The organism is Heyndrickxia sporothermodurans, from assembly GCF_003055045.1.
Taxonomy (GTDB): domain Bacteria; phylum Bacillota; class Bacilli; order Bacillales; family Bacillaceae_C; genus Heyndrickxia; species Heyndrickxia sporothermodurans.
In genome coordinates this window covers 92,817-119,185 of the sequence record NZ_NAZB01000007.1, presented here as the reverse complement: position 1 = coordinate 119,185, position 26,369 = coordinate 92,817, and the positions used below count along the sequence as shown (strand labels likewise).

Genomic DNA, 26,369 nt, shown 5'->3' with positions numbered 1-26,369 from the left:
TTTAATCGTCCCAGACTTCGTTCATAAGTTTTTTGATTTCTTTTCTTCTTTGTTGGGTTGATTTTTGATCAATTTCAAGCTGACCTTTGACTAGGATTAATACGTCGCCAATTTTAGCTTTTGCGGGAATGGAACGTTTATCAATCTCAATCATTTTTCCTTCTTCTGTTTCACAAACAGCGATTTCACCTTCAAAGCGGTCAATAATATATTTCATTTGAAAACCTTCCTTATTTAGGAATAAATGAAGTTTGCGTTTTATATGATTTCCCTTTATATTTTGCGGTTACATCAATTTTTACTCGAAAACTTGTAGATGCACGGCTAATTTTTACAGGAAGGGGCTTTCCGATTTTTCCATTATAAATGGTGTCTTTACTTTTATAATGAAATACAGCTTTGTATGTACCGCTCGGAATACCCTTTACAGTTAAATGTACCGTACTGTATTGCTTTGGTCTTGTTTTATCTAATTTTGCAGATAACTTATAGGAAGCTTTCCCTTTTTTACTAGATTTGGACACACTAGACGTTGAACTAACCGGTTTGGTGTTAAAAGAGAGAGACTTTCCATCCGTTTTTGCAATGATTGTTCCTTGTTTATCAGTTCGAAATACTTTCACTTTATTGCTGTTTAATCGATTTAGAACAGTGGATGTTGGATGTCCATAGTGATTTCCTTTTCCAACAGAAATAACAGCATAGGTTGGGTGAACAGCTTTTAAAAATGCCGTACTAGTGGATGTGCTTGCCCCGTGGTGTCCTACCTTCAATACATCTGCTCTTAACGATTGCTTTGAATGAATCATATCTGTTTCGGATTTTATTTCGGCGTCACCTGTAAATATAAATGATTTTTTTCCGTATGTAAGTTTTAAAACAGCACTCCAATCATTTAAATCACTTTTGCTATAGGTTTTTACTGGTGCAATAAATTTTGCTGATACACCTTTAATAGGGAGTGAGACCCCTTTAGTAGCAGATTTAATTTTTAGCCCCTCATGCTTAACAGCCGTTAAAAATTCTTTAAATGCCTTTGTTGTATGGCTTACCTTTGGTGCATATACTGACTTCACTTTAAATGCTTTTAGTACTTCATCGAGTCCACCTATATGGTCTGCATCAGGATGAGTGGATATCATTACTTCAATATCCTTTACTTTTTGTTTTTTTAAATAAGCTACAACATCACTGCCGTCACGATTTCCTCCATCAATTAAGATATCATCACCCTTAGGCGTCTTAATATAGATACTATCGCCCTGTCCAACATTAATAAAATGAACATAAAGATCCTTACTTGCCCCATGGGTCGTGCTAGGGAAAAGAGCAAAGGAAAGTAATAAAATAAAACTAATAACTACTTTTTGTATTTTCATAGTTTCGCCTCCTTCAATAATTTACCACCATTTAAGTTAAGATGGAAGAAGTTTTGGCGAAAAATCTGAAAATGACAAAAAACCCTAAATTGACTTAAAAGCTGAATTTTCCAATGACGGTACCTGACACTATGTGTAGTTTTTCACATTTTAATCGATGAATTTGTTAGAGGGAAGCAGAATTTTTTTTAAAGTTTTGAAGGGTTTTAGTAGTTTTTGTCGAAAGGTTTTAAGGTGGACGTCTTCTCTTTAATTTCTATAATCTTTATAAACTCTTTAATCTTTGTAACCCCCTCTATCCTTATGTTATCTATCCCGTTACATGTCACTTATTTGTATCCTCTTAAAATCAAATATTCATAATTGTTATCCCAATGTGTTTTGTCTTTTCTACTTAAAATCATTATTTTATAAGGAGATGAAAAATGGCTTCTACAGTATATACTTTTACATTATCAGGGGTTGAGGGGAATGTCGTTGAAGTAGAGACTGATGTTCTTATCGGTACGCCTTCAGTGTCTATTGTAGGATTAGGAGATAAGGCGATTAAGGAAGCTAGGGAGAGGCTGGAAGCAGCTATCATGCACGCTAATTATCACTTCCCTCTGCAACGAGTTATTTTTAATTTGGCACCTTCTGATATGAAAAAAACCGGTACTCATTTTGATTTAGCAATGGCGATTGGTCTACTCCTTCGAACGAATCAAATTAAAGCAAAGCAAATAAAACAGACAGGTTTCATCGGCGAGCTCTCATTAAATTCTTCCATCCGCCCTGTTTCGGGAATTTTGCCAATGGCAATGAAGGCAAAGGAAGAGAACATTACAAAATTGATAGTAGCAAAAGAAAATGTTAAGGAATCGAAATTAGTAAAAGGGATCGATGTTTACGGATGTAATACATTAACAGAAGTTATTTCCCTCCTCAATAATGATTCACCACCAACAATAGATGACTCCTTAGATTTAGTAGACTCCCAATCTTCAGATACATCATTAGATTTCCAAGATGTAAAAGGACAAGAATGGTTGATCAATTTCATTACTATTGCCGCGGCAGGCGGTCATAATTTTCTTATGATTGGCCCGCCAGGATGCGGCAAGTCAATGATAGCTAAGCGAATTCCCACTATTTTACCTTCCTTATCAGAAGAAGAGTCATTGGAAGTAATGAAAATTTACAGTGTTGCAAATTTATTAAAGAATAGTAATCGAATGATGACGGAAAGACCCTTTAGAGCTCCTCACCATAATGCATCAACGAATTCGATTATAGGCGGTGGTCCTTTTGCTAAGCCTGGTGAAATATCACTAGCCCATCATGGAGTTTTGTTTTTAGATGAATTGGGGGAATTTAGTAGAAAGACATTAGATTCATTAAGGCAGCCATTAGAAGATAAAACAGTTACAATCTCACGTGTGTGGGGAACCCATACCTATCCAGCCAATTTTATGCTTGTTGGTGCGATGAACCCTTGTCCATGTGGGTATTTTGGTCAAAATCGATGCAAATGTACAGATTATGAAATATTTAAATACCGGCAAAAATTATCCGGTCCAATTTTGGATAGGATGGATATTCAAAAATACGTAGGCATGGTTGATTTTTTTGAAAACAAAACGAAAGGGAAAAGTTCTAGTGAACTCCGAAAAATAGTTGAGCAGGCAAGAAAAATCCAACAGGAACGGTATAAAAACATCCCGCTGATTAATTGTAATGCCCAGCTGACCCCTTCTTTAATCCAAACATTTTGTCAGCTTGATAAAGAGTCAAAAAACCTACTTCGTCAAGCAGCCAAACGTTATTATTATAGTGGACGTGCCATTCATAAATTTATCAAAATTGCAAGAACCATTGCTGATATAGAGGGGGAAGAGAATATTCGTATTTCACATATAAGAAAAAGCTTACAAAGCCGTGATATGGAAAAAGAGGACCAAACATTTATTGGGGGTAAAATATAGAAAATGGAAATATTTTGGATTTGGTTAAGCTTGTTGAAAAATGTCGGACCTATTACTCAAAAAAAGTTAATCAACCATTTTCAAACACCTAAAAGAATTTATGATGCAACAGAAGAAGAATTAAGAAATATAAAAGGGATAAGAAAAACAGCCATTTCTGCGATTATTAATAGTAAAAGTTTGAACGAATCAGAATTAATAATCAATCGGATGCAACAAAATGATATTAAACTGTTAACCATTCATGATCGTTTTTACCCTATTCTAGCAAAGGAGTGTAAAGAATCTCCTGTCATTTTATACTATAAAGGAAATTTCAAGAAGTATGAAACAGCAATCGCAGTCGTTGGTTCTAGACGGTGTACAACATATGGAAGAAATGTGGCTGAGGAGATTGGAGAAAAGCTTGCGTGTTTAAATATCCCAATCGTTAGTGGATTTGCAAAGGGAATAGATAGCTATGTACATGCGGCATGTGTAAAAGAGGGAGGATATCCGATTATCTTTCTAGGGGGTGGAGTGGATGTTTGTTATCCAAAAGAACAACGTAGACTCTATGATAAAATTTTAGAATCCGGAATAATCCTCTCACAATACCCTCCGGGAACATTACCAAAGCCCAAACATTTCCTACAAAGAAATGCATTAATTAGTGCATGGTCAACCGAAGTGATTATAGTAGAAGCAGGTAAAAACAGCGGGGCTCTATGGACAGCGCAGTTTGCAAGAAATCATGGAAGAAGGATTTTGGCTGTTCCTAATCAACTTTATGTGAAAGAAGGAGTTGGAACAAACCAACTACTTGAACAAGGAGCAATCCCCTTTTTAGGAATCGAAAGTCTGGATGCAGTAAAAAATTTGCCAATACTTTATGAGCAAAATCTTATTCAGAAACTACGATCACATCCAATTCTCTCCATTCTTACAACAGCAACCTCGATACCAAAACTTGCATTGCAATTGAATATGAATAACGAAGACCTCATGAATGAACTCTTCGACCTAGAGCTCCAAGGAGAAATTACAATCCGTGGAAACATAGTTAAAAAGACAAATGGCAAATGAATAAATAAGAATAATTATTCAGTAAAATGAATAAATGGTACCTGACACCAGGTGTCAGGTACCATTTTACCAAAAAAAGGAGGGAACTTTATGCCTCGGAAACCGCGAATTTGGTTTGAGGGAGCAAAATATCATATTACTAGTCGCGGAATTAGGAGAAGTAATTTATTTTTTGATGATCAAGATCGTAGTATGTATTTATATCTTTTGCGCGAGGCGATGGGGAAATTTCCGTTTAAACTTTATACTTATTGCTTAATGACCAATCATATCCATCTTCAGATTGAAACGATCAAGCACCCGCCTGGCGAAATAATGAAACAAGTTCATACAAAATACGCCAAATATTTTAATAAACGGTATGATTTTACCGGTCATGTATTTGAAAGTCGTTACGGAGCGGAACAAATTGACAGGCCCGATTATGAACTAGAAGTGAATAAATATATTCACTTAAACCCGATTAGAGCTAATATTGTTCAACGTTTGGAAGATTATCCATGGAGTAGCTACCGAACATATATATTTGGGGAAGAAAACTCTCTAGTTTTTACCACCCAAATCTTTTCCTACTTTAAAGATCCCCTGGTTGTAAATTATGAGAAATACTTACACGAGCCATTTAGTGCTATCTTTATATTACCAACTGGAAAAATAGTGCATCTACCAAGGGAGAAGCCGATTCAACAGAGAATAAAAAAGGGGAGCGCGAAGAAAAATTGTAATTGAAATTTTATTACTCTCTTTCGTTTTTCAAAATGGAAATTATATTATTAATGAGTCTGCGCCGTTGTTTATTTGGATAGTTAGAAATAAGACTGAATTCTTTTCTGAGCTCGGTTTCATTTTTAAATATCTCAATTACACGTTGCATTTCCGCGTCTTCAAACTGTTCCCTTATGATCATTGGTTCAAGGTCCTCTCCGAATTCAGATTCAGATTCTGGTCCTCGCATTAAATAAATCAGATGGTTATTTGATAGATTGGTTACTTTAATAAAATCATCAAGTATCTCTGCACTCAGTGCTTGTTTTCCAGTTTCCCATTTTGATATTTCTGATTGTTTACGTCCCATTCTAGCACCGAGTTCTTCTTGTGTTAGGTTTAATTCTTCGCGAATCAATTTAAATCGTTCATGAATGGACATACAAACACCTGCTATCTCTTTTTAATTTTAAGATAGCGGTTTTACTACTAGAAAAAATACAATATTCCTATTACGAATATTTATTTGTAGTCTTTTTTGGAATAAAATATTAACAATATTCAATTTTATTTTACAATTGTACTAAATGTTGCTATATTCCTAGTATAAAAGTAATAGAAAGGAGACGTGGGGGATATTCTTTTTCACTTTAGAGAAATTTTATCCAATGGACAAGGCATACATGGAGATTATCAATTAATTTGTCATGGCAAAGCGGTTGGTGAGAAACTAGTGAAAGTGTATTCTGAGTTTCAGTTTCATCACGCCCTTCAAAGTATTGCTTTATCATCGAATTCATCATCTTTTGTTCCAATTACACCACTTAAAGAATGGAATTCACTTAAAATTGAAATTCACCACGAAAATTTAGAAAATCATTTGAATATTAAACTAATCGTTGATTTAGTCGAGAAGAGTGTTTCTTTTGAGACAAGAGAAAGTATATCGCCACACTTGCTTTCAGGCCTACTGTCATGTTTCGGGATAAAGAAAGGAAAACAAATTCTTTATTTTACTTCACAAGTCCCGATTAAAAAACGAAGAAAACTAAAAAAACGACATAACCGATAAGAAAGGACAGGTGCGCTTCATACAAATTATGAAGCGCCCTGTCCTTTTCATAGCACTTTGTTTTAAAAATTTAAGTGTCTATCATATGAGCACAAATGTCCATTAACGGTACCTGACACTATGCTCAGTTTTGATCATAGTAAAGGCTAAAAAAAGTGATTGAAATAAATTTATATTTAGGGTAAACTGTTAACACCATTAAACGAAGGAGTGAACCAAAGGGCGATGAAAAACTAATCCTAATTTTTATGAAAACATTCGTTATAGTCACGAAGCATTTTTCAAAAATAGGATTAGTCTATACATTTATAAAGTTGATGATTGTACAGAGGTGGAACATCCGACTGTACAGTGTCCTTTTATGGTTCTAGATGGCCCCCTATTTGAGAAATGCATGAATAGGGGGTTATAATTTTGGAAAAAATAGTTTAGTTAGCTACAACTAGAATGAAATAGGTTATTTCTATATTGGAAATGAGCATCTTTTCTTAGTATTTTGCTCATCATCCAACAACAGAACATTTTAATATGAAGAGGAGAATCCTATGGGACAATTATTTAAAAACAGATTTGTTCAAGCCATTTTTATTTCTGCGTTATTTTTACAGGTGGGTATTTGGGTTAGAAATTTTGCCGTATTATTATACGTCATGGAAAAAACAAATGGGAATCCATTTGCCGTTTCGATGATATCTGTTGCCGAATTTGCTCCAATCTTTATTTTTTCCTTTATCGGTGGAACGTTTGCTGACCGATGGAAACCCAAAAAAACGATGATCTGGTGTGATGTTTTAAGTGCCGTTTCAATCTTTGCAGTTATTTTAGCTCTAGTTTACGGTACTTGGAAAGCAGTTTTCTTTGCTACATTAATTTCATCAATTCTTTCCCAATTTTCACAGCCTTCCGGAATGAAGTTATTCAAAATGCATTTGAAGGAAGAGTTAATTCAATCAGCGATGTCCATTTATCAAACCATTTTTGCAATTTTTATGATTTTAGGTCCAATTCTTGGAACATTTGTATTCCAACAATTTGGCATTGACGTTTCGATTGCTATTACTGGGGTTGCTTTCCTTTTATCAGCCGCTGCTTTAACGTTAATTCCTGCAGACCACTCGATGGAAAGAGAAACAAAAGCAACATCGCTTTGGCAAGAAATGAAAAGTGGTATTCAATATGTATTAGCCAAAAAGGAATTAAAACTACTCGGTATTTGTTTTATGGCAGCGGGTCTTGCGATCGGCTTAATTCAGCCGCTTAATATCTTTTTAGTAACTGAACGATTAGGTTTGCATAAAGAAAATTTACAATGGCTTCTTATGGTAAATGGGGCTGGTATGATTATTGGCGGAGCTTTTTCAATGGTCTTTTCGAAAAGTACACCTCCGCAAAAACTACTTGTTTTAGGAATGCTAGCCAATGCAATCGGGATGAGTATAATTGGTGCTTCCACCGTTTTATGGATCACATTAATAGCAGAGTTTGTATGCGGCTTTTTTATGCCGAGTATCCAAATTGGTATTAATACGATGATTCTTCAAAACACGAAAGCTGATTTCATTGGGAGGGTAAATGGAACATTAAGCCCACTTTTCACAGGATCAATGGTAGTAACTATGAGTGTTGCTGGGGCATTAAAAGCACAGTGGTCCATCGTCCCTATGTACGAAATCGCAGCTGCTCTCTTCATTATCGGATTACTATTTATAGTTCCGCTATACAATAAGAACGTACCAAAAAATATGGAAGTTTCAAAAGATGGAGCATAATCTGTTATAAAAGTGTCAAAACCGTGCACAACTGCACGGTTTTTCCTTGATGAAAAATCGGGTTGTATACTCATAAGACATAATAGATTTCGGGCAAAGGATTATTACGTTCTTGATTTCATTTTTGAGTTTAGACTAATAGCTCTTAAAATAAATAGTTTGTCTTGAATTGTTAGCGACCTCCAACTACGAACTTTGATTTTCACTTTTAAATTCTCCTTTCGTCCTTTTATTAAGGATTGTACATGCAGAGATTTTTTTAAGATGCCATCTAAACCTTCCAATTGATTTGATTCTATTAATATAGTACCGCCATTTTTTTAAAGTGAAACCTTGCAAATATCGACATTCTTTCAAGACTGCATATAACAATTATAGAACGCCTCATCCTTTTTAACGATTTCTTTTTGCCTAAATTGCTTGACCGTTAAATACATAACACGTATATGATAAATGTGAAAAATCATTTGTACTTTGTACTGTGGAAAGGAGTTTATGTATTTTTCATTGAAAATAAAAGGAATTTTCGAAAGCGTAAAAGTAGATGACCTTTTGAAGATTATTTAAATGGTATGAGGAGATTTCTTTGTTAGGTATTTTGTCGTGTAAAGGAATTTTTTGTCATTTTGTTAAAACTATTGTCGAATCTATTCCAATTTTACTAAAATTTTTACATAATATTTATAAAAATAGTAAATTTGCTTGAAAGTGGGAGAAAAGGCCCATGCCATATGATGAGTTTAGATTAAAAGAAAAGATTGAAAAACTAAGACAAAAAATGATAGAAGAGGGATTGAATAAAGGATTGAAAAATATGGACACTGTAGCATATAGTCAAAAATTGGATCAGTTGATATACGAATACCAATTAAAAATGTAGCCAACTTGATCCTAATACTATAGCCACCTCTCGTTGGTGGCGATATCTCAATTGAAATGTACACTCAAAATCATAAGAAAAATTCCCTATAAAGTAAAAACAACAATCCATTGAACACCCCTCCCATAGGTGCCTGGCACCATTTATTCATATTTGTGTATAAATAATCCAAAAAATGCATAAACGGTACCTGACACCGTTTATGCATTTTTGAGAATAATTATTAAAGTATTTGCATAAATGGTGCCTGACACCATATGTGACACCATATGTTACTTCTTTGTTACCATTTTTGGTGGTGGGGGCTGTATACTGGTATTATTCTAGTGGGATAGATGTTAAGGGGATTTTGTAGGATACTATTTACGATTCAAAGAATAATAATGATTTGACTAATTGTTTGTAGAAAGGTAAAGCTGGGATGAAACGTTTAATTATATATCTGATGGTATTTATAAGCATCATCTTGATAACAGGTTGTGATTTGGGTAAATCTCCGACATCGCTGATTCAAATTCCGCAGTTATCAAAGAATAAGCAATTTTTAACGAAAGCAATTAAGAAGGCAATGCCTGCGGGTGCCGTTCTTGTTACTCCTATTAAGAGTTCAACGAAAGAAACAATTCACATGGTCGATATTGACGGAGATCATGTTGATGAAGCGATTGTTTTTTACAGAAATGAAGAATTCGATCGCGAAATATATGTATTAATTTTTAAAAAGAAAAATAATAGCTGGGTAAAAACAATCCATGAACAGGTTGGTGGTTACCAGCTTCATACGCTTTATTTTGCTGATATAAATCAAGATGGCAAGAAGGATATCGCACTTGGAATAGATTCCACATATCCCGGGACTGAAGTTTTGCCAGAAAATATGACGAGGGAATTGCATATTTACACAATGAAAGGCCATACATTAAACAGGTTTTTTACAAAACAATACACTGATGTTGTCGTAGATGATTTTAATAACGATAAAGTTCCAGATATATCGCTTGTTACTTTTAACAGATCTAAAAATGCAAATGTACAATTATTACAATGGAGGCATAAAAAAATAGAGACAATCTCAAAATTGAAATTGCGTGAATATGTAAATGGAATCGAGAATGTCTTCATTGGTCAATTAAGTGATCACCGAAAGGCACTATTTCTAGACTCCGGAACAGGTGCACACTCAGGGTGGACCGATATTATAAAATTATCAAATCAACAATTAGAAAGAATAAAAATAGACGAACGACAATTATTAAAAGCTTACTACCTTGATTCAAGAGATGTAAATGATGACGAGATTACTGAAGTTGGAAATATGTATCAACCTCAAGGATGGGAAGATGCCCCATATTCCGACACGCCATGGATAGTAACATATACACAGTATGATTCAAAAGGGAAAGGCACGAAAGTTGAGGAAAGATATGTAGACGTCACACACGGATTTTACGTTGTCATTCCTAAAAAATGGTGGATGAATGTGACGGTGGAAAGAGGAAAGAATTCATTAAAAATTATTGATTTACCTAAAAAAAATATCGTATTTGATATACAGTGGTATCCAAATCATGAGTCACTAACTTCAACAAATTCCCGTGTAATTACTAAATCCGAAAAGTATACGTTTGTCACTCAGTCACAAGCAAAGATGAGTGAATACCAAGTTTATTTTCATTTATTAGGTGAAGATTTTGAATAAGTTATTTCCCATACAATTATTTTATAGATGGAAGGGCCATGACGTATGAAGAGGAAAGTAATTTTATATTTTATGACAATCATTGTGTTAATGCTCTTTCTTTTCATTGGGCTATTTAGTATTTTTCTTAAGCAATATTATTATGGAGGAATCGCCAACACACTGGAAAACCATGCAGAAACCTCCTCGTCATTTTTTAACAAATATAATACGTTGTCCAATAATAATATCAGGGAAATGAGCGGGGATATTATGGATAATTTCAATTATGAATATGCCGAATTACAGCTACTTAGCCGAAAAGGAGAAATTATTCAATCCTCGTCCGGATTTAAAGTAAAAAATGAAATTATTCCAGTTGACCCGGCTGTGCTTGAAGGTCATTCTAACTATTCGGTTGAAACTACGGAGGATAATAAGGAAAAAGTACTATCTGTGTATACCCCTTTAATGTATCAAGGACAAGTTGTTGGTGTGTTGAAATATATTTCTTCATTGTCCCAGGTAAATAAAATGATGAATACACTGATGTTCGAAATGCTTGTAATTGGGAGTATTGTGGCAATTATTGTTTTTCTTATTAGTTTAAAATTAGCAAACTCCTTCGTAAATCCTATAAAAAAAATTATTGAGTTTTCAACATCGATGGCAAAGGGACATTTCAAAGCAAGAGTTGATGAAAAATATCAAAATGAACTTGGTGAGCTTGCGCAATCGCTAAATTTTATGGCTGATGAAATTGCACGAACAGATAAAATGAAAAATGAATTTATTTCCTCGATTTCTCATGAGTTAAGGACGCCATTAACAGGTATAAAAGGCTGGTCGGAAACGCTACGTTCCTATGATGATTTGACGAAAGAAGAAGTTGAGCAAGGGATGACAATCATTTCAAATGAGACGAATCGTTTAATTGGATTAGTTGAGGATTTGTTAGATTTTTCTCGTTTAGAAGCAAATCACTTAAAGGTTTATAAAGAGGGAATACAGGTTGACCGAATTATTGAACAAGCAGTATTGCAGCTTGAGAAAAAAGCCGAGGCAAAAAAGATTAACATTGTATCTGAACTACTACCGGTTATAATAGATGCGGACCCCAATCGATTAAAACAAGTATTCTTAAACATTATTGATAATGCTATCAAATTTTCACACATAGATGGGGAGATTATCATTCGAATGAAGAAGATGGGAAAAGGCGTCTGTATTTCGATTGAAGATGAGGGGATTGGGATCGAATCAAGTCAAATTTCTAAGCTAATGGATAAATTTTACCAAGTCAACGCAAAAGCAGTCGGAGCGGGATTGGGACTATCCATCTCAAAAGAAATCATTGATTTACACGAAGGAACCATCAAAATTAACAGCAAACCGAACGAAGGTACAACCGTTTCTATCTACTTGCCATTCGGTACCTGACACCATTTATTCATTTTTCTGCATAATTATTGCAGAATTTGCATAAATGGTGCCTGACACCGTTTAGAGGGTGATTTGGTCGATTGATGGTTTGATTAGGCCTTGCATGTATTCCGTTCCGGAGTATAGTTGGCCGTTTGATGTGCGAAACATGAGATGTGTTTCATTGAATTCTGTTGGGGAGGCCAGGCCGGCTGCTCCTGCAAGATTAAATAATCCTTCTCTTGTTGAAATGACATAATTGCAGACACGATACATTTTTTCTTCGATTACTAAAGCTTTTTCGCGATTTGGATCAGTTGTCGCTACTCCGACTGGGCATGTGTTCGAATGACAGGTTTGCGCCATAATGCAACCGACTGAGATCATAAAGGCACGTGCTGTATTTATTAAATCGGCCCCTAAGCAAAGAGCGTAGGCCATCTTTTCGGGAGTAACTAATTTTCCTGAAGCAATAAGTTTCACATGATTACGCAAATCGTATTTCTTTAACATTTCATGTGTAATTGGAAGTGCTGTATATAGAGGCAATCCCGGACCATCCGCTAATTCCTGATAGGTGGCTCCCGTTCCGCCTTCTCCACCATCAACTGTTATAAAATCGGGAACTTTCTCCTCCTGTGCCATTGTTTTGACCAATTCTTCTACTTCATCTCGATTACCGACAACAATTTTTATACCAACAGGTTTGCCGCCAACCTCTCTTAACTGTTGAACAAAGTCTAATAATCCTTTTGTATCGTGGAACTGTCGAAAACGATTGGGACTATCAATCATTGTCCATGGCGGAACACTTCGAATCTCTGCAATTTCAGGTGTTACTTTTTCCGCTTCCACATGTCCGCCACGAATTTTTGCTCCTTGGGCCAACTTTATTTCAAACGCCTTTATTTGTTCGATTTCACTTTTTACCTTAAAACGTTCCCACGAAAATTCTCCATCATCTGTACGGTAACCGAAAAGGGCCGGTCCAATCTGAGCAATGATATCTACATTCCCCTTCAAATGATGCGAGGACAACCCACCTTCACCGGTATTCATCCATGTTCCCCCCGCTAACCCAAGCCCGTTCGAAAGAGCGGTAATTGCGTTTTTGCCAAGAGAACCGTAGCTCATCGCAGATTGTCCAATTAACCCTTTTACATGAAATGGCTTCATACACCGACCTTTTCCAATGATGATTTGATCGTGTTCGGATAAATAATAGGGATCGACATCCGCTTTTTCAGAATGCTCTTTTCTGCTCAACAGTTTTTCATTATCAATTTTATAAAGATATGTAGATATTTTTGGTTGTTGCACAATCCTTAAATCTTCCCGCTGAGTTGGAAACATTGCATTTTTAAGAAAAAATCCTGATCCCTCAAAATTACGTTCAGAACCGAAGGAGGTAATTCTTTCTTTGTACTTGCCCGATTTTACAATACTTTCATACTGATTTCTTGAAAAAGGCTTTCCTTCCTCATTATTTAAAAATAAATATTGCCGTAACTCAGGTCCAATCTTTTCGACAATATACCGAATACGACCTAAAACTGGATAATTTCGTAATACAGCATGCTCTTTCTGACGTGCATCACGGTAAGATATCCAAAAATAAAAGCCAATTGGAACTACAAAAACAGCTACCATTAAAATAAAAATAATAACTAATAAAATTTGTGTCCAATTCATCATTTCTCACCCTTTCGCAAAAGTCTTCTACCTAAACTTACTTCAACATAATATAAAAGATTCCTGAAAGGGGTATTTTTTGAAAGGTAAGAGGGAGTATAATTTTTTTTATGTTTAATGTTTCTAATAAATATCTACTTTGTCTAGCTTCAGCGCCTAGCCCCGTGCATTTGTTCTTGTCTAATAATGAAACTTTTTTCAGGTAAACACGTATTAGTAAGTTAAGTAGTCGAATAGATCGATATTCTTTCTATTCAAGAGACATACAAATGGAGGAATAATATGTACTATCTTATTTCATTATTTGCATTAACATTAAACCCATTTATATGGAAAAACTATTATAAAGTGAAGGCATTTTTGTATTTTCAAGGATTACGTTTAATTGCGGGAATTGTCATTACTTTTGTTCTTACCTATTTCGGTCTTATTGATCATACATGGGAAGCATTTATAAGCTATGGCTTGTATATTATCGGCATCTTTTTCATTCTCGATATCCCATTTATCAAAGTGAAATACGGGGTACTGACACCTTTACTAGGTTTCGCGTTTATCATTGGAGGGCTATATTTTACCTTTATTTATCCGATAACGATCACAAATGACAAATACGAGTTTGTTAAACAAAAGGTAACGGTTGCGAAGAAAGATGTCTCCGCTATTGATGAAAAACATATCCCTGTTGTACCGGAAAAATATGCAAGATACCGTAGCGAAAAGCTTATAGGTGAACTTAAGCATTCCTCTTATTATGATCTAGGGGAATCAACCATTCAAAAAATCGACAATCATCTTTACTGGGTGACCCCGATTGAATATACAGGTTTCTTTAAATGGCTCAAAGGAGATAAAGTCCCTGGATATATTAAAATGAGTGCTGAAGATGAGCGTGCCGAAGCAGAGCTTGTCAAAGTTGAAATGGCCTATGTACCTTCAGCATTTTTTAATAAAGATGTGAAAAGGCATGTACGCTTGATTCATAAAGATATGATTCTATTAGACGTTAGTTTTGAACCGGATGATAATGATCATCCATACTATGTTATCCCCTATGGAAAATATGAAAAGTTTCGTAATATTATTGATGTCAAAGGAATTTATTTAGTTGATCCGGTAACCGGAAGCACAAAAGATTATCCGATCGACAAATTACCAGACTTTATTGATCATGCAATCCCGACAACCGTAGCCGAAGATTGGAATGAATGGTACGGAAAATATGTTCATGGATTCTGGAATTCCCTCTTTTCTCAGGAGGATGTAATGGTTCCGACGGAATGGGAAGATATAGATGAAGTGAATGGAGTGTTTAACGAAGATTTGCAATTGCATTGGTTCACTGATTTCACTCGTCCAAAATCAGGGAGCGGCTCGATGGTGAGTTACTCTATATTAAATGCGAGAACAGGGAAATTTACATTTTATACAGAAGGAAATGGACTATTAAATGGGAAATCAGCAATGAATGTCGCTGAAAAAACATTTAGAGCCAATAAATATGAAGCCGGGACACCAATTCTTTATACAATTTATGGTCAATTTACATGGGTGGTTCCACTAATGGATTCAAATCATGTGTTCCGCCAAATGATGCTCATCAATGCAAAGGATGAAAAGGTTTATAGTACAGGGGACACAAAACGCTCCTTATTTGATGATTATAAATACGCAATCGCCACGAAGCTCGGGAAGGATGAAACAACTCCTACCGATAAAGCTTTGCTAAAATCACAAAAAGGAATTATTTCACATGTATATAAGGCAGAAACCGATCGTGGAACAGCTGTGAAATTTATGCTTAAAGGCAATGACAAAATCTTTGTCGTACAATCAACCGATTTTCCGTACTCAATTTTTATTGAAAAAGGAATATCCGTTGAGTTTAATTATATAGACACGGAGGAAACGATTGCTTCGGTAAATGGTGAGTTCAAAATAAATGAATAAATGATGAAAGGACAGCAATCTGCTGTCCTTTTTACGTAATATTAAAAATGGAAAACAGCATAAAGAATGGATGAACAGATTAGTTTGTATTAATTCTTTTTAACAGATACCTCGTTAGAAAATGTGCAGAAAAGGATGAAAGATAAAGAGCCGAGGACTTCCATTATAAATAGGGTATTTAATATATTTTCCATGAAAAGCACCTCCGATAAATTAGGTCTTTCATATTTTATTATAACTAGTAATTGCTAAGAAATAATGTACGGAATATTAATATTTCTTAAAGGTATGCTTTTTATTAGTAGAAAAATGCAGACGGATCCAACCGCCTGCAATATTTATTTTATAACAACTGGATTTGGCGCAACGGGAACGGGAATTTTGGTATTGAATTGGATTTTTCCTATTTGACTGATGTTTGCCTCTTCAGCACCAGTAAAGGTGACTGTTTTATAACCAAAATCTCGAGCTGTAAGGAGTAAACTGTCAATCATCCTAGTAAATGTACGATTATTCATAAGCTCAGAGTCTTTCGAAAATTGAACGGTCACATGCTTTGTGTCCTCTTCGGTCTTCACTTTCTGGATGTCGACACCCCTTGGAATCGGAGCATGTAATGGTGGATTTGAACTGAAATGCTCACTTTCCATATTAGTTATTGCTTCAGGCAATGTCTTATACTTTTTCGAAGACGGAGCTAAAAATACCGGATAATCTTGATCATACATATATTCGAAATACGCCTTCTGCCCAGTTGATTCAATAGGAAGAATGGTCTGTTTATTGTTCTCTATTATTGCCCCAGGTTTTCCTTCTGTTTGAAACTCAACCTCGTCAACGTTTTGATAACGGAGGGATTCCTTTACTGTTTCAATAAAAGCTCCGCCCCTTGAAGAAGAACTTAAGGAACGATTATCTTGCAAATCGATAATGACCTTCTTTCCGTTTTTTTCACTTTTTGCAGTGGAAAGTTTATTTATATTTTCAAAGTCTGCGGGTTGAAGCCCCCATGATTCACTAGGAATATTATCAAGATTTTCTTTAAATTCTTGAATAGATGTTTTTTCTTTTTTATCAATTATGATACTGATTGGCACGACAATATTTTCGCCCTTTGAAGCAGGAAGCCCAAGTGTAATGAAATTTTGATCTTTCTGCACCACGTAGCGTTGATCCGTTTCGGAAAATACATTCGGTACCTCAGGTGCACTTAATGCCTTCATGGCAACATCTCTTTTAACATTTTCAACACTGCTTTTTTCTTCTATAGAACCTGATGAAAAATGAAATAAGGATGCTACGATAAGGAAGGCGACGGAAACCGTACCAAGGGATGCAACGGTTGGAAAAAACCATGAGTGATTCTTTTTCGTTTTTACTTTAGGTGCTATTGCTTGATAGATCTCTTCCGGCGTCCTGTGGTCTTTTACGACCGGAAGTTGCTTGAATAGTTTTTCAATATCGTAGGATTTATCGTTCCAACCGTATTTTTCCACAATTCTCCTCTCCTTTCTCTATTTCATTTTGCATCAGCGTTCTTATCGTTTTTAAGGCCCGATGCTGTGTTGTTTTGACTTTTCCTTCAGACCAACCTAATACAGAAGCCGTTTCCTGAATGGATAGGGATTGTATATATCTTAAAATGAGGACCAACCGTTGGTCCAGCTTGCATTTATCTAAACAGCGATACATCATTTGGATGGATTCATTTTGTAGTGCAATCTCTTCAGGGAGTGGAGCAGGGTCACTAATAAGATTTGTTTCACCATCAAAACTATCGGATATTCGGTGTTTCCATCTTTTTTGCTTCCGAAAAAAATCAAACGCAACATGTTTGGCAATGGAGAAAATCCATGTTTTTTCACTGCTTCTATTTTCAAATTGATGATACGATTTTAGGATACGAATATATACTTCTTGAATTAAATCTTCAGCATGTTCACGGCTTTTAACCATATAAAACAGAAATTGAAATAAATTTTGATGATACTTTTCATAAATGTCATAAAATTGTTTTTCCATCACTACTCCCCCCTAAATACATTAGTCGAATGGAACAAAAAAAGGTTACAAAAAATTTAAAAATTTAATTTAAATGTAATAGAGGGAGAACAAATTGTACACAGTTAATGTGTAATGAGTGATGAAAAGGGTAAATGGATAAAAACTAACGAGGAGTGTTTATCGTGGATAAAAAATCAAGTACTAAAACATTCGATCACCCAGAACAATATAAAACAGAAAAGGAAAGTCTATTTGATAAATATGAAAGCGAGCAAAATGTGGACCCAATTCCGATGGAGGATTTAAACGAAAAAATGCAAGATGAAAAAGATAAGCATAAAAGTAAAGATACCTCATCTAGTGAAAAAAAATATAAAAATGAATAGATAAGTAGAAAAAAACTGCGGAAGAATGTACATCAATTTCATCCTTCCACAGTTCTTTTTAAATATGTAATCAATACGAAACTCGGATATTTTCTAATTCCCTCTGTTCCAAATTTTTTAAAGTAAACCCGAGGTTCTTACAAAATTTAGCGATAGACTTAATTTGTTGAAGGGTTGTTATGATAAATGTTCGATCCCTTTGTATCGTATCTTTAATAGATGACAGCATATCCAACAAAGCGGCAGACTTTAATTCAGGGATTGCTTGTTGATACGCTAAAGTTTTTTCAGTAACTGGAAGAATCCAAAGATTACACTCAAAGGGAACCTTCAATAATTGAGAAAACGCATCTGCCTTCTCTAAAGGAGTTCGTAATGTATAATCAAACATTTCAAAAACAATCTTATTTGAAAAATCTAAAGATCGAAAAGGATAACTTCCTTGTTCATCAAAAACCTGAATCATTAATTTAGATTGAATTACTTCTTTATTTTTTTTTGTAGCTAGATTGTCCATCATCGATACTCCTTTCAAATTAGTTTTATAACTTAATACCCAAAAATAAAAAAAGGAAAACCTACTAACCTCTTTAACACAATTTCTCGAAAATAAAGGGAGGGAACCAAAGATTTTGTTCCCTCCGATAGATTTAAGTTTTATTAATATGAAAAAACTTTGTCAAAAGCCACGGACCTTCAGGGAAGCCTAGTGATAACTGCCACGCCCCGACACCGCCAATTTGGAATTCACGGATAAGCTGCATCTTTTTGCTTATACTTCTAGCATCCTCAAATCCAACTACATGACGATTTCCTTGACCGTCAACATAATAGAAATAGGGAGATTCATATTCCTTTGAATAGTGGATCTCTGCTTGGTGCTGCATGGCAAGCCGTACAGCATTTTGATTAGAAATTCCCGGAGCAATCGTTTTTGGATTATAAGGCAGTGTCCAATCATAACCATATAGAGGAAGACCTAATAGTATTTTCTTCCGCGGAACTCGATCAATTGCAAATTGAATCGTCCGTCTTACTTCATTAATAGGAGCAACTGGTCCAGGCTCACTAGCACTATGATGCCAGTCGTACGCCATAATAAACATCAAGTCGACGACAGAGCCTATTCCGCCATAATCGTAGCCCTTCAGCCAAGGGATATTGTCACTTGTTTTCGGTGGGACAGCAATCGTTAATAAATGACCGGCAGGCTTTAACCGATCACGAAGCTCTCGCAAAAATCCAGTAAAAAGATCTCTATCCTTCTCAAGAGTCATTTCAAAATCAATGTTTACGCCATCGTATCCTTTCGTTGATACTTCTTGTAAGATTCGGTTAATGAGTGTATTTCTTGCTGTAGAATTATTCAGCATTTGACTAGTCAATTGTGAACTAAATCCAGATTCCGTTAAGTTAGTTATTGTCATTAATGGTTTTACCCTATGCGACCATGCTGTTTTAATTGCTGTAAGATCGTTTAGTGTGCTTAATCCGCCATCAGGAGAAAAATGATATTCAAAAAGAGCAATATAGGTAAGATAAGGCGAGAAGTCGGTGATTAATCGTTGATCTGCTTGTGGAGTTCTTACAGAATAATACCCTAAACTTGTCACATAATAATTTGAAATATTAGGGATTCTAACTATCATTCCTACTTGTAATCGAGCAGGGTTAATGGAAGGATTTGCTCTTCTAAGACTTTCAACGGATACAGAAGCCATTTGTGCAATTGTATAAAAACTATCCCCGGGCTGGACAATGTATGTGTACGAAGGAATAAGTAATGCCTGCCCGGGAACGATATTCACTTGATTTAAGCCATTCGCAAGTCGAATCTGTTCAACAGGAACCGAATACTTCGAACCAATTCGATATAAAGAATCGCCTTGTTGAACGGTATAAATAAACATGATGATCGACTCCTTTCCATACAACATTGTATGAAATACATACCTGTCTATATGCTTATCGAATGAATAAGGACAAGTCGAAAATAAATATAAAATGGGAAATTTTAACGAGAAAATAAATCTAAAAATGTTAAAAAAATTGTCGATAAAAAAAGAGATTAATAATAATCTAAATCAATTGTTGATTTTTTAACTACAATGATCAGAGCAGACCAACAGCGAAAAATCAACAGTGATGGATAATAAAGCTTTTAAGTGAGAAGATACATAAATTTTCTTTCTTATAACGAACCAAGGAGACTAGCAACGTGAAAATCAAATTAAATAAATTCTTCAAGATGACGATTCGAAAAAAATTATCTGTATCTTTTGTGATTATGTTAATTGTACCAACAGTAATTATCGGTGCATCGTCTTATTTCAGCTCGAAAAATAGCCTTGAAAAGGAAATGATGAGAGCAGCAAGTGAAAATGTAGATACTTTAAATAATATTATTGATGATACAATATCCCCTTATTTATCGGATGCTGATTTTTTTGCAGAAACAATAACATCAAAAGATTACAAAGGGTTAGAAAGTCCAAAGATACGTACGAAACTCGATCAGTATATAAAGCTTCATAAATATGTGCAATTAGCTTATATTGGTACAGAAACAGGATTAATGATTAAATCTCCGAAAAGTAATGTTCCAAAAGGATATGTACCTAGTCAAAGACCATGGTATCAAGAAGCGATGAAACAGCCGGGTAAGACAATTATTACTGAGCCATATATATCCTCAACTTCAGGTGATATGGTTATTACCATTGCAAAAACATTGAATGACCATTCCGGAGTAATAGGAATAGATATTTCTTTGGAAAATATTAATAGTATCGCTAAGAAAATTAATATTGGTGCTAAAGGGTATACCATGATATTGGACAAGAGCGAAAAGTTTATCGCCCATCCGCACGAAAAAGGTGGAAAAGCAGCAACACAATCTTTTTACAATAAGCTTTACAAAAAAGACGCCGGACAATTTACTTATCATTTAGATGGTGCCGCGAAACAAATGGTGTTTAACACGAATAAGCTAACCGGTTGGAAGATAGCGGGAACGATGTATTTGTCAGAAACAACTGATGCAGCAAGACCGATTATGTTGAACACGGGACTCATTAACCTAATAGCGTTCATTATTGGTGGAATCGCAATATTCCTTATCATTCGTTCTATAATTACACCACTGCATAAATTAAAAAATGCAGCTAATCAGGTGAGTGAAGGGGATTTATCCTTAAATATAGACGTACAAACTTCCGACGAAATCAATGATTTAGCCCAATCCTTTAATTCGATGACAAGAAATTTAAGGGAGTTAATTCAGCAAATAGATGAAAGTGCCTTTCAGCTTTCCGCATCTTCGGAACAATTGAATGCAAGTGCGGAAGAAACGACAAGTGCTACAGAACATGTCGCGGCAGCGATTGAACAAATTTCGAAAGGAGCAGAAAATCAAACGGTTGGTATTGAAAATAACGCAAATGCAATGGATGAAATTGCCCTCGGCATTGGAAGGGTAGCAGATAACACGACACAGGTAACAGAATTGACAAGAAGTACAACCAAATTGGCAGATGAAGGTGGAGCGTTTGTTAATCGTACAGTCGAGCAGATGAAGGAAATCTATCAATCGGTGGAACAGTCCAATGTAAAAATTACTGCTCTATCTGATCGTTCCAAGGAAATTAGTACGATCATTGAAATGATTACGGGAATCGCCGATCAAACGAATTTGCTGGCATTAAATGCAGCGATTGAAGCTGAAAGAGCTGGAGAGTCCGGAAAAGGCTTTGCAGTAGTAGCTGACGAAATTAGAAAACTCGCCGAACAATCAAGACAATCAGCACAGCAAATATCAACACTCATTACGGAAATACAAAAGGAAACCGACAGTTCTGTACAGACAATGCATGACGCGACTCAGAAAGTGGAGTTGGGGCTTTCAATTTCAAAAGAAACAATTGCAAAATTCAATCAAATTTTACATGGAATGAAAGAAATTGCTCCACAAATGGAGGACGTTGCAGCGATTTCACAACAAATTACTGCCGGTGTTGAAGAGGTTACATCTATAGCGAACGAACTTGCGTCGATTGCAAAAGAAAACTCATCGGCAGCAGATGAAATTGCCTCAACAACAGAAGAAACAGTTGCATCAATGCAAGAAATTACTTCTTCATCGAAAGCATTGTCGAAACTTGCGGAAGATCTTCAATTACTTTTGAAAAAATTTAAACTGTAACAACTCCCCCTCTTCCAAATTGGAACGAGGGGTTTTCTATTTGGTGGCATGTATTTTCTAAAATACATCACCTAGTTCAGCCAATTGAACAATGAACCAATGGATATCTATACCAGTTCCGCAACTTTATCGTATATAATACTTATAATGAAATTTACATAAGTTTAAGTATCAAATCGAGGTGAAAAGATCGTGAGTGGAATTGTTGGATATATAGGGAAATCTTCGGCTCATACTGTCATATTAAATTGTTTAACCCATTTGGATTACCGTGGCTACGATTCAGCTGGAATTGCCATTTCGAATATGAAAACGATTGAAGTACGTAAAGAAAAAGGACGTGTCGAGGATTTAGAAGCATTATTGGAAATTGAGCCGATGACGAATGGAAAGCTTGGTATCGGCCATACAAGATGGGCCTCACACGGTGCACCTACAGTATTGAATGCACATCCATTAAGCGATGAGAATGAACAATTTTTTGTCGTTCATAATGGGATTATCGAAAACAATCGCCAGCTTAAAAATATGTTAATAGAAAATGGTCACCATTTTACTACCGAGACCGATACAGAAGTGATTCCACATCTACTTGCACATTTTGATACAGGCAATTTTGCGGATACGGTAAAAAAAGTTTTGCCATATTTAAAAGGTTCATTTGCGTTAGCAATTATGTCAAAATCTGATCCCGATACCATCATCGCCATATCACAAGAGAATCCTTTAATTATCGGTTTTGGTCAGGATGAGGCATTTTTATCATCGGATATCTCTGCGATTCTTTCCTATACGAAAGAAATATATCCTATTAAAAACGGTGAAATTGCAGTCCTTTCTCCTAAAGGAATAAAAGTAGAGACGGTTGAAGGAATGTCCATTCAACCAGAGAAAAAAATTGTCGAGTGGGATCAGGCTGATTTTAGCAGGCAAGAACATGAGCATTATATGTTAAAAGAGATTATTGAACAACCGAAAGAAATTAAGAAAACATTAGAAGGCAGACTAATCGATGATCGTGTTCATATTCCGGAACTTGAGTCTTTTTTAGCAGAAAAAACAATCGATCAATATCAAAAAATTGATATCGTCGCAACAGGTACAGCTTACCATGCTGGAATGGTAGGAAAAAAAGTTATGGAATCGATGCTCAATCTACCTGTCGAAGTGTCGATTTCTTCCGAATTTCGCTATGAGCATGGACCGCTTAATGAGAAAAATCTCGTCATCTTCATTAGTCAATCGGGAGAAACAGCTGATACATTATCCGCTTTAAAAGAAGCGAAATTACATGGCAGTTCAACAATAGCAATTACAAATAGACAGCGCAGTAATCTTGCACGGAAAGCGGATTGTACGATATGTACAAATGCTGGACCGGAATTATCCGTTCCTGCAACAAAGGCTTATACTACCCAAATTACAGTCTTACTGCTGCTCGCAATCGTGTTAACAGAAAAAACAAATGGTCCGGGTATGGATCGGATTCCGGAAATGATAAAAGAATTATATAATCTTCCTGAAGAAGTTGAGAAAACGTTAATTATGACACAAGATGCAATTGATCAGTTCGCACAAGTGACAGAAGATCAAGATAACCTGTTTCTTATTGGGAGGGGGCTCGATTATGTGCTTGCATTGGAAGGAGCACTTAAGCTGCAAGAAGTCGCCTATTTACATGCAGATGCCTATGCAGCGGGTGAAATGAAACACGGAACAATGGCCTTAATCACTCCGGGAGTTCCGGTCATTGCCCTCTCTACGCAGATACATTTACGTGATAAAACAATCAATAACATTAAAGAAATTAAGGCGAGAGATGCGTTTGTTGTAGGAGTAACAACAATTGGGGACGATGACATTAGTGAAATTGTCGACGAAGTTATGTATATTCCAGAAGTCCATCCTTTTTTAATGCCGATCATTGCCGCCATCCCGCTGCAATTATTAGCCTATTATGCGGGAACGGTGAGAGGCTATGATGTTGATCGACCAAGAAATTTAGCGAAGAGCTTAACTGTTGAATAAGAATGGGTATCAAGAGGGGATGTCGATTCTACAGACACTAGTTCCTTTATTTGTGAAAAAGTGGAGTAATTTCTTATGTTTGCGGGCATAGGTTCCATAATTTTGATAAAAAGCAATAGTTTTACCATATTTTTTCGTAAAAAAATAAAAGGGAGAATAAGATGGAGATTAGGAAATTATATTTGAATGAAGATCCACCTATGGATCTATTATTACTAGCTGATCCCTCTAAAAAACTAGTTGAAGAATATTTAAAAAGGGGACAATGCTTTATCGCTGAACAAAGTGGCAAGATGGTTGGCGAATATGTGTTGCTTCCAACAAGGCCTGAGACAGTTGAATTAGTGAATATAGCCGTTGATGAAGCACAACAAGGGAAAGGCATTGGAAAACAATTAGTCTTCCATGCCATTCAACAGGCAAAAACACAAGGTTTCAAAACGATTGAAGTAGGGACAGGGAATTCAAGTATTTCACAAATTGCCCTATACCAAAAATGTGGATTTCGCATGATTGGTATTGATCGCGATTTTTTCCTCCGGCACTATGACGAGGAAATCTATGAAAATGGAATACAAACGATTGATATGGTACGCCTATCTCAAGATCTTTAAATAGTTTTGGAGGAACAAAAATGAAATCAGCATTATCTGATCAAGTGCTGGATTGGGTGCGAAAGTCTGTCGGTTCCGAAACAGAGATTCGTTCAATTAAAAGACTGCATGGTGGAATCTCGTCGGCTGTTCATCACATTTCACTTACAACGGGGGATGTCGTCCTACGTCAATTTGATAACGATGAATGGCTGAAGGAAGAACCGGACTTAGCCAGACACGAAGCGGAAAGCTTGCGTTTGGCGAGAAAAGCCCCTATCCCAACACCTGAAATCATTGCATTTGATGAAACGGGGGACCGATGTGGGATGCCCGCCGTTCTTATGACAAAACTGGAAGGCACAGTTCTATTAAAAGCGCAACACATGGAAAGGTGGTTAGATGGGCTGGCTGAATCACTTGTTCGGATTCATTCGGTTCAAGCGGATAATTTTCCGTGGACCTATTTTACATATAAAGATGTAAAAGAGTTAGAGATTCCCGATTGGTCGAGTTATCCGGAACTATGGGGGGCTGTTTTCGATTTTGTGAGAGAACCGCGTCCACAGGTGAAACCATGCTTTATTCATAGAGATTACCATCCAACGAACATATTATGGGTAGATGATAAAGTCAGTGGTGTCGTCGATTGGGTGAATGCTTGTCGTGGTCCTGCAGGGATAGATATTGGACATTGCCGATTAAATTTAGCGATGCTATTTGGTGTATCCACCGCTGATGAGTTTCTTTCAGCATATGAAAAACTAGCTGGTTATTCATTCAGTTATCATCCGTATTGGGATTTGTTGTCTCTGATTGATATTCTTTTTGGCTCTCCAGAGGTATATCCGGGATGGATCGCATTCGGAGTTACCAATCTCACGGACCAAATGATGGTTGACCGCTTGGACCAATATATGAAAAGTTTGTTAAAAAAAATATAGATATTTTTATAGGGAGATGAGGAGAATATGACACGGATCGGTTTTATTCGCCATGGGAGTACGGCGTGGAATAAAGAAAGAAGAGCACAAGGAAATTCTAATATACCACTTGATGAAGAAGGACTCTTACAGGCTAGGAAACTAGCTGAACGAATCAGTCAAGAAAAATGGGATGTGATTTATTCTAGTGATTTATCAAGGGCAAGGCAAACCGCTGAAATCATTGGAGAAAAATTGCAGCATATACCTCTTCATTTAGACGAAAGGCTACGTGAAGTAAGTGGTGGTCAAATCGAAGGGACTACTGAATCGGAGAGAATTTCAAAATGGGGTTCTAGTTGGAGAGAACTGGATTTAGGAATCGAAAAGGTGGATAGTGTGATAAAAAGGGGGCGCCCATTAATAGAAGAGATTATTACTAAGCATCACTCAAAAAATATTTTAATTGTTAGCCACGGTGGGTTTATTCAATGTCTATTATCTGATCTTGTTCCCCATTTAAAACAAGAACAATCGTTGAGAAACACGTCATTAACTAAGATTCTTCATAAAGAAAATGGATGGGAATGTGAATTATTTAATTGTTCGATTCATTTAAATGAGTAATAAAAATGCTATCTTGTAGATAATTCATATC

The 26,369-nt window shown here is 35.8% G+C and carries 22 protein-coding genes and 1 pseudogene; 15 read left to right on the top strand and 8 right to left on the bottom strand.

Translation table 11 applies throughout. The features are described 5' to 3' along the window. Position 1 precedes the first annotated feature (1 nt). Together B5V89_RS01590 and B5V89_RS01585 are read right to left on the bottom strand one after the other, a co-directional pair. The gene (locus B5V89_RS01590; protein WP_066228932.1) at positions 2 to 217 is read right to left on the bottom strand and encodes a DUF3006 domain-containing protein; all 216 of its coding nucleotides are present in this window, start codon (positions 215 to 217) and stop codon (positions 2 to 4) included. A 331-nt stretch (positions 218 to 548) separates the two neighbouring features. After that, positions 549 to 1,379 (bottom strand): annotated as a pseudogene (locus tag B5V89_RS01585) (ComEC/Rec2 family competence protein); the annotation flags it as partial. A 425-nt stretch (positions 1,380 to 1,804) separates the two neighbouring features. Between B5V89_RS01585 and B5V89_RS01580 the strand changes: the two are divergent. The 3 genes from B5V89_RS01580 to B5V89_RS01570 all read left to right on the top strand — a co-directional run bounded on the left by B5V89_RS01580 (position 1,805) and on the right by B5V89_RS01570 (position 5,137). Next, complete coding sequence (locus tag B5V89_RS01580) at positions 1,805 to 3,343, top strand: YifB family Mg chelatase-like AAA ATPase (RefSeq protein WP_108070214.1); 1,539 nt, start codon at positions 1,805 to 1,807, stop codon at positions 3,341 to 3,343. A 3-nt stretch (positions 3,344 to 3,346) separates the two neighbouring features. Next, the gene (gene dprA, locus B5V89_RS01575; RefSeq protein ID WP_108070212.1) at positions 3,347 to 4,408 is read left to right on the top strand and encodes a DNA-processing protein DprA; all 1,062 of its coding nucleotides are present in this window, start codon (positions 3,347 to 3,349) and stop codon (positions 4,406 to 4,408) included. A gap of 90 nt (positions 4,409 to 4,498) precedes the next feature. Next, on the top strand, positions 4,499 to 5,137 hold the full coding sequence (locus tag B5V89_RS01570) for a transposase (RefSeq protein ID WP_244913431.1): 639 nt from the start codon (positions 4,499 to 4,501) through the stop codon (positions 5,135 to 5,137). 7 nt (positions 5,138 to 5,144) lie between these two features. On the opposite strand, the gene B5V89_RS01565 is transcribed toward B5V89_RS01570, so the two are convergent. Further along, positions 5,145 to 5,555 carry a helix-turn-helix domain-containing protein gene (locus B5V89_RS01565; RefSeq protein WP_066228952.1) on the bottom strand — a complete coding sequence of 137 codons (411 nt, stop codon included), beginning with the start codon at positions 5,553 to 5,555 and terminating at the stop codon, positions 5,145 to 5,147. Between the two features lie 186 nt (positions 5,556 to 5,741). Here B5V89_RS01565 and B5V89_RS01560 point away from each other — a divergent pair, with 186 nt between their 5' ends. The 5 genes from B5V89_RS01560 to B5V89_RS01540 all read left to right on the top strand — a co-directional run bounded on the left by B5V89_RS01560 (position 5,742) and on the right by B5V89_RS01540 (position 11,952). Continuing rightward, positions 5,742 to 6,185 carry a hypothetical protein gene (locus B5V89_RS01560; RefSeq protein WP_107920849.1) on the top strand — a complete coding sequence of 148 codons (444 nt, stop codon included), beginning with the start codon at positions 5,742 to 5,744 and terminating at the stop codon, positions 6,183 to 6,185. 545 nt (positions 6,186 to 6,730) lie between these two features. Next, positions 6,731 to 7,954, top strand: coding sequence for an MFS transporter (locus B5V89_RS01555; protein ID WP_107920848.1), 1,224 nt, complete (start codon positions 6,731 to 6,733; stop codon positions 7,952 to 7,954). Between the two features lie 724 nt (positions 7,955 to 8,678). Then, the gene (locus tag B5V89_RS01550) at positions 8,679 to 8,834 is read left to right on the top strand and encodes an aspartyl-phosphate phosphatase Spo0E family protein (RefSeq protein ID WP_084347497.1); all 156 of its coding nucleotides are present in this window, start codon (positions 8,679 to 8,681) and stop codon (positions 8,832 to 8,834) included. A gap of 421 nt (positions 8,835 to 9,255) precedes the next feature. Continuing rightward, positions 9,256 to 10,533 carry an FG-GAP repeat domain-containing protein gene (locus B5V89_RS01545; protein WP_108070210.1) on the top strand — a complete coding sequence of 426 codons (1,278 nt, stop codon included), beginning with the start codon at positions 9,256 to 9,258 and terminating at the stop codon, positions 10,531 to 10,533. Between the two features lie 45 nt (positions 10,534 to 10,578). Next, on the top strand, positions 10,579 to 11,952 hold the full coding sequence (locus tag B5V89_RS01540; protein WP_108070208.1) for a sensor histidine kinase: 1,374 nt from the start codon (positions 10,579 to 10,581) through the stop codon (positions 11,950 to 11,952). A gap of 63 nt (positions 11,953 to 12,015) precedes the next feature. Here B5V89_RS01540 and B5V89_RS01535 read toward each other — a convergent pair whose 3' ends face one another. Further along, entirely contained in the window at positions 12,016 to 13,626 is a 1,611-nt protein-coding gene (locus B5V89_RS01535) for an FMN-binding glutamate synthase family protein (protein WP_108070206.1), read from the bottom strand. A gap of 282 nt (positions 13,627 to 13,908) precedes the next feature. Between B5V89_RS01535 and B5V89_RS01530 the strand changes: the two genes are divergently transcribed. Then, positions 13,909 to 15,576, top strand: coding sequence for an acyltransferase family protein (locus B5V89_RS01530; protein WP_108070204.1), 1,668 nt, complete (start codon positions 13,909 to 13,911; stop codon positions 15,574 to 15,576). Between the two features lie 338 nt (positions 15,577 to 15,914). On the opposite strand, the gene B5V89_RS01525 is transcribed toward B5V89_RS01530, so the two are convergent. Further along, entirely contained in the window at positions 15,915 to 17,072 is a 1,158-nt protein-coding gene (locus B5V89_RS01525; RefSeq protein WP_108070202.1) for a GerMN domain-containing protein, read from the bottom strand. Continuing rightward, on the bottom strand, positions 17,047 to 17,598 hold the full coding sequence (gene sigX / locus B5V89_RS01520; protein ID WP_066228974.1) for an RNA polymerase sigma factor SigX: 552 nt from the start codon (positions 17,596 to 17,598) through the stop codon (positions 17,047 to 17,049). Before sigX ends, B5V89_RS01525 begins: the two co-directional genes overlap by 26 nt. Positions 17,599 to 17,762: 164 nt before the next feature. Here sigX and B5V89_RS01515 point away from each other — a divergent pair, with 164 nt between their 5' ends. Then, positions 17,763 to 17,966, top strand: coding sequence for a hypothetical protein (locus B5V89_RS01515; protein WP_213087575.1), 204 nt, complete (start codon positions 17,763 to 17,765; stop codon positions 17,964 to 17,966). A gap of 70 nt (positions 17,967 to 18,036) precedes the next feature. Here the strand turns inward: B5V89_RS01515 and B5V89_RS01510 are convergent, their stop codons facing one another. Both B5V89_RS01510 and B5V89_RS01505 read right to left on the bottom strand, forming a co-directional pair. Then, a complete protein-coding gene (locus tag B5V89_RS01510) occupies positions 18,037 to 18,483 on the bottom strand; it encodes a hypothetical protein (protein WP_244913430.1) in 447 nt (148 codons plus the stop codon). Positions 18,484 to 18,616: 133 nt separating this feature from the next. Next, complete coding sequence (locus B5V89_RS01505) at positions 18,617 to 19,876, bottom strand: glycosyl hydrolase family 18 protein (protein WP_108070198.1); 1,260 nt, start codon at positions 19,874 to 19,876, stop codon at positions 18,617 to 18,619. 308 nt (positions 19,877 to 20,184) lie between these two features. Here B5V89_RS01505 and B5V89_RS01500 point away from each other — a divergent pair, with 308 nt between their 5' ends. The 5 genes from B5V89_RS01500 (at position 20,185) to B5V89_RS01480 (ending at position 26,338) form a co-directional block, all read left to right on the top strand. After that, the gene (locus B5V89_RS01500) at positions 20,185 to 22,167 is read left to right on the top strand and encodes a methyl-accepting chemotaxis protein (RefSeq protein ID WP_108070196.1); all 1,983 of its coding nucleotides are present in this window, start codon (positions 20,185 to 20,187) and stop codon (positions 22,165 to 22,167) included. Between the two features lie 192 nt (positions 22,168 to 22,359). Beyond that, positions 22,360 to 24,195, top strand: coding sequence for a glutamine--fructose-6-phosphate transaminase (isomerizing) (gene glmS, locus B5V89_RS01495; protein ID WP_107920014.1), 1,836 nt, complete (start codon positions 22,360 to 22,362; stop codon positions 24,193 to 24,195). Positions 24,196 to 24,356: 161 nt separating this feature from the next. Beyond that, positions 24,357 to 24,809 (top strand): GNAT family N-acetyltransferase, encoded by a 453-nt coding sequence (locus B5V89_RS01490; protein WP_066228985.1) that lies wholly within the window; start codon positions 24,357 to 24,359, stop codon positions 24,807 to 24,809. 20 nt (positions 24,810 to 24,829) lie between these two features. Beyond that, a complete protein-coding gene (locus B5V89_RS01485) occupies positions 24,830 to 25,732 on the top strand; it encodes a phosphotransferase family protein (RefSeq protein WP_066228988.1) in 903 nt (300 codons plus the stop codon). A gap of 27 nt (positions 25,733 to 25,759) precedes the next feature. Beyond that, complete coding sequence (locus B5V89_RS01480) at positions 25,760 to 26,338, top strand: histidine phosphatase family protein (RefSeq protein ID WP_066228991.1); 579 nt, start codon at positions 25,760 to 25,762, stop codon at positions 26,336 to 26,338. The last annotated feature ends 31 nt before the right edge of the window (positions 26,339 to 26,369 follow it).

Bases quoted from the DNA above. Each gene is read 5' to 3' on its own strand.
- B5V89_RS01530 (WP_108070204.1), top strand. From the start codon at position 13,909: ATGTACTATCTTATTTCATTATTTGCATTAACATTAAACCCATTTATA.
- B5V89_RS01485 (WP_066228988.1), top strand. From the start codon at position 24,830: ATGAAATCAGCATTATCTGATCAAGTGCTGGATTGGGTGCGAAAGTCT.
- dprA (WP_108070212.1), top strand. From the start codon at position 3,347: ATGGAAATATTTTGGATTTGGTTAAGCTTGTTGAAAAATGTCGGACCT.
- B5V89_RS01570 (WP_244913431.1), top strand. From the start codon at position 4,499: ATGCCTCGGAAACCGCGAATTTGGTTTGAGGGAGCAAAATATCATATT.
- B5V89_RS01580 (WP_108070214.1), top strand. From the start codon at position 1,805: ATGGCTTCTACAGTATATACTTTTACATTATCAGGGGTTGAGGGGAAT.
- B5V89_RS01545 (WP_108070210.1), top strand. From the start codon at position 9,256: ATGAAACGTTTAATTATATATCTGATGGTATTTATAAGCATCATCTTG.
- B5V89_RS01540 (WP_108070208.1), top strand. From the start codon at position 10,579: ATGAAGAGGAAAGTAATTTTATATTTTATGACAATCATTGTGTTAATG.
- B5V89_RS01510 (WP_244913430.1), bottom strand. From the start codon at position 18,483: ATGGACAATCTAGCTACAAAAAAAAATAAAGAAGTAATTCAATCTAAA.
- B5V89_RS01555 (WP_107920848.1), top strand. From the start codon at position 6,731: ATGGGACAATTATTTAAAAACAGATTTGTTCAAGCCATTTTTATTTCT.
- B5V89_RS01480 (WP_066228991.1), top strand. From the start codon at position 25,760: ATGACACGGATCGGTTTTATTCGCCATGGGAGTACGGCGTGGAATAAA.
- B5V89_RS01535 (WP_108070206.1), bottom strand. From the start codon at position 13,626: ATGAATTGGACACAAATTTTATTAGTTATTATTTTTATTTTAATGGTA.
- B5V89_RS01490 (WP_066228985.1), top strand. From the start codon at position 24,357: ATGGAGATTAGGAAATTATATTTGAATGAAGATCCACCTATGGATCTA.
- B5V89_RS01505 (WP_108070198.1), bottom strand. From the start codon at position 19,876: ATGTTTATTTATACCGTTCAACAAGGCGATTCTTTATATCGAATTGGT.
- B5V89_RS01550 (WP_084347497.1), top strand. From the start codon at position 8,679: ATGCCATATGATGAGTTTAGATTAAAAGAAAAGATTGAAAAACTAAGA.
- sigX (WP_066228974.1), bottom strand. From the start codon at position 17,598: ATGGAAAAACAATTTTATGACATTTATGAAAAGTATCATCAAAATTTA.
- B5V89_RS01565 (WP_066228952.1), bottom strand. From the start codon at position 5,555: ATGTCCATTCATGAACGATTTAAATTGATTCGCGAAGAATTAAACCTA.
- B5V89_RS01590 (WP_066228932.1), bottom strand. From the start codon at position 217: ATGAAATATATTATTGACCGCTTTGAAGGTGAAATCGCTGTTTGTGAA.